Genomic DNA, 3,617 nt, shown 5'->3' on the forward strand with positions numbered 1-3,617 from the left:
ATGGGTTTCAACCGGTCGGCTCTGGTCGCGGGATTGGTGCTGACCTATCTCGGGATGAAAGGTGAGGATGCCGTGGCGCTTCTGAGGGAAAAACGGCCCGGCGCGTTGTTCAACGAAAACTTCGCCGCCTATCTCACGGCGCTGCCGTCCAACACCACTGCACCGGGCCCGTCCTAGAACTTGACTTGTCCGGTTTTGCGTGCCTATCGGGCGCTATGGTCAATTTGGGAAATTACCATCATCCTTTTTCGCGGACGCGCATCCAACATGCAACAGCTCCGAAGGACTTTCGCAGTGATTGAGTCTGTCTTGTTTCCGGGCTTTCTGGTCGGAGATATCTCGACGACAGGGGCTACGATACGAACCCTTCGGGCCGGTTCAGGTCCACCTCTGCTCCTTCTTCATGGCTATCCCCAAACACACGTTATCTGGCACAAGATTGCGAGGCACCTCACGGACCGGTTCGCCGTTGTGCTAACTGACCTGCGAGGTTACGGCGATTCGAGCAAGCCAGAGGGAGGTGCGCGACACGTCAACTACTCATTTCGCGCAATGGCTCAGGACCAGCTCGAGGTCATGCGTCATCTCGGGTATGAACGGTTTTACGTGGGTTCTCACGACCGAGGGGCCAGAACAGCTCACCGACTGTGCTTAGATCACCCAGAGGCAGTCCGCAAAGTCTGCTTCTTGGAGATTGTGCCGACTCTGCGCATGTATCGGGATACGTCGAAGGAGTTCGCCACCAAGTACATGTGGTGGTTCTTTCTTATCCAGAAAGCCCCATTGCCTGAACATATGATCGGAGCAGATCCGGAATTCTTCCTTAACGAGCATCTCGAGGTGCAGAACGGAACGCCCGGAGCTCTTACGGCAGAAGCTCGCAAGGAGTACAAACGCTGCTTCTGTACTCCTGAGGCCATTCATGCGAGCTGCGAGGATTTTCGCGCGGCTGCGGAAATCGACCTGGAGATGGATGAGGCCGATGAGAAAGCCGGACGGAAAATTGAGGCTCCTGTGCTCGCATTGTGGGGTGCAAAGGGCGCGGTCGGGAAGCTCTGGAACGTTCTCGAAGTCTGGCGACAGCGCGCGAGCTCGCCTGTGGAAGGACGGGCCCTTGACGCAGGACATTATCTTGCAGAAGAGCAATCGGAAGAAGTGCTGCAGGAATTCCTGCGCTTCTTCCGCGACTAAGGAGGACCTATGAATTTCAAGAAGATCGACGAATCGCCGAAGACGTTCATCCTCGTGTTTCAAACCGGAGACGAGCTCGCGGCAGGGCTACTTCAGTTTGCCAAGGAGCAGAAGCTGTCGGCCGCCAGCTTCAAGGCTATCGGTGCACTCTCGTCAGTGCGACTGGGGTGGCTCAGTTGGGAAAACAAACGGTATGAGCCGTCGGTAACGCTCGATGAGCAAGTTGAACTCTTATCACTTATCGGAGATGTTGCGCTGAAGGATGGAGAGCCGGTCGTTCATGCTCATGCTGTGGTTGGAAAGAAAAACGGAACGGCGCATGGTGGTCACTTGCTGGGGGCGCGTATTCGGCCGACATGCGAAGTCGTTCTGACAGAGAGTCCTGCGCACCTTCAGAAGTACATCGATCCAGAGTCAGGCATTGCGGTGATTAAGCCCCTGGCGAAGCGGGCCAAGTCCTAAAACAGCAAAACCGGAAACTAGGGCGAGGCTAGAATCACTCCCGTGTGGGACAATCCGAGTGAGGCTGTGAAATGAAACACGGGCGGGACTCTAAATGCCCGTGCACCAGGGCGGGATCGCGATACATGTTGTGCCGTGTTGTGATGGAATGCCGTTGGGCTTGGGCAGCAAGCGCAAGGAATCGAGAAAAGGCGGAAAGCAGTCCAAGAAAAATTCCTCCATCGGTCGCCAACAGCCCAAGTCCTGAGTAACAGCGTATCTCGTCAATTTGAATTCGGCGAAATCAAGTCCGGTTCGCGGACATCACTGGTAACCTCCGCGAATGATTCTGGCCCGCAACGGGCATTTGTGCGTTCGGCATATGCGGAGAATGGTTCCTTCGAACCCCCCGAATGGGACTTCTAACCCCCTGACGCAAAAATTGGAAGTCCTTATCTTCGTTATATTTAGATTTTCACGTCGACTGAACAGGATGCGCAAATTCCGTCGAAAAAATCCAAGAATTAGTAACACGGGAAACTGTTAGAAAAATAGCGTGTGGTATCAGTCACTTAGAGTTTCTGACGGAGAGGGGGGATTATATTGCTCCTTTTTCCGCAACTCTCTTGTTTTCTGTCACTTCATTCGTAAAACCCGCATTTTCTGTTGTTTACGAACGAGTCTCAGTGCCCTCCAGTCTCTCCTACGGACATCGAAAGTGCCCAAAAAAAGTAACACGAGTAACAAAACCGAATTCCCAACCCTGGAAGCCAACTCTCGCCATCTATCGCGCAAACTTCGCGAGAAGATGCGGTGCTGCGTTGTGGGTCCACGAGAAACGTATCCATGAACGATTGACCTGAAAACCTGAAAACACACCGGCCCGGACGCTCGAAAGAGAATCCGGGCCGTTTCACTTCGGGCGTTCTCGGGTGTCTTGAATGAACCCGGCAGATCGGGCACGCGCCCCAACGAAGTTACGAGGTTCGCCTTCGTCCTGAAACTCTGCTCTGCTGCCTCTTCACGAACGGACCGGGCCGAAATTCCATTGAAGTCACGCCGCGCCCGACCTCCTAGTCCCGAACCAGCCTGGACCAGGCCAAATCCCTTGAATTGACGGCATTTGCCTGTGCATTCCCCCGGCTTATTTGGGCTACGTGGGCTACAAAGCGCTGATGGCCTGAGTTGAGGCTGTTGACCGTCGCGCATGTACAAATCACACCATCTTTGGAACGGATGATATTTTGGCGAGGAACAGGGTTGCCAACGGGAGCGCTGGGAGCGCTTCACGACTTTGACAATGTGACACGCAATGTGCCACAATCATCGCATGCCTAACGTGAACATCCGTCAACTACGGGACACCCGAAAGCTGAAGGCCTGGTTGCGGGCGGGAAAAACTGTGGAACTCCGAGACCGCAACAAGGTTATAGCCCGCATCGTTCCAGCGGAGCAGCAAGAAACAACCGTGGCGGTTCCGGATTTCGCGGCCCGCCGCAAGAAGATCTTCGGCGATCGGGTTCTACCGGGAGCAGACATCGTCACCGAGGAGCGAGGCCGCTTTTGACGATTTACGCCGATACCAGCTTTTTCGTCTCGATTTACGTAAAAGATGCTCACTCCACCAAGGCCGACCTCCTTTTGAGCCCAGGCGCCAGGCCATGTATTACGCCGCTTCATTTCGCTGAATGGGCGCATGCCATATCGCAACAAGTCTTCCGCCGGCAGATGACGACTGCTGAAGCGAATCGCGTACATCAGGAGCTCCACGACGATCGAACCGCTGGAGTTTGGCCTAGCGTAGACGTACCCGAGGCTGCCCTTGACGTGTGCGTTGACTTGGGCCGCCGCTACGGGCCAAAGCTCGGAGTTCGAACGCTCGACAGTTTACACGTAGCCTGCGCGCTCGAGCTCAAGGCGGAGCGCTTTTGGACCTTTGACGATCGGCAACTGAAGCTGGCCCGAACCGTGGGCCTAAAAACGAC

At 55.0% G+C, this 3,617-nt stretch carries 4 protein-coding genes; all 4 read left to right on the forward strand.

The window, feature by feature from the left end:
- Nucleotides 1-294 precede the first annotated feature (294 nt).
- On the forward strand, nt 295-1,191 hold the full coding sequence (locus tag VNX88_01095; protein ID HWY67225.1) for an alpha/beta hydrolase: 897 nt from the start codon (nt 295-297) through the stop codon (nt 1,189-1,191).
- Nucleotides 1,192-1,200: 9 nt separating this feature from the next.
- On the forward strand, nt 1,201-1,653 hold the full coding sequence (locus VNX88_01100) for a PPC domain-containing DNA-binding protein (protein ID HWY67226.1): 453 nt from the start codon (nt 1,201-1,203) through the stop codon (nt 1,651-1,653).
- A gap of 1,309 nt (nt 1,654-2,962) precedes the next feature.
- On the forward strand, nt 2,963-3,199 hold the full coding sequence (locus VNX88_01105) for a hypothetical protein (protein HWY67227.1): 237 nt from the start codon (nt 2,963-2,965) through the stop codon (nt 3,197-3,199).
- Nucleotides 3,196-3,617 (forward strand): type II toxin-antitoxin system VapC family toxin (locus VNX88_01110; GenBank protein HWY67228.1); only part of this gene is annotated, 422 nt, incomplete at its 3' end. The genes VNX88_01105 and VNX88_01110, both read left to right, overlap by 4 nt.

The sequence above is a fragment of the Terriglobales bacterium genome (genome assembly GCA_035567895.1).
Classification (GTDB): Bacteria; Acidobacteriota; Terriglobia; order Terriglobales; family Acidobacteriaceae; genus Gp1-AA112.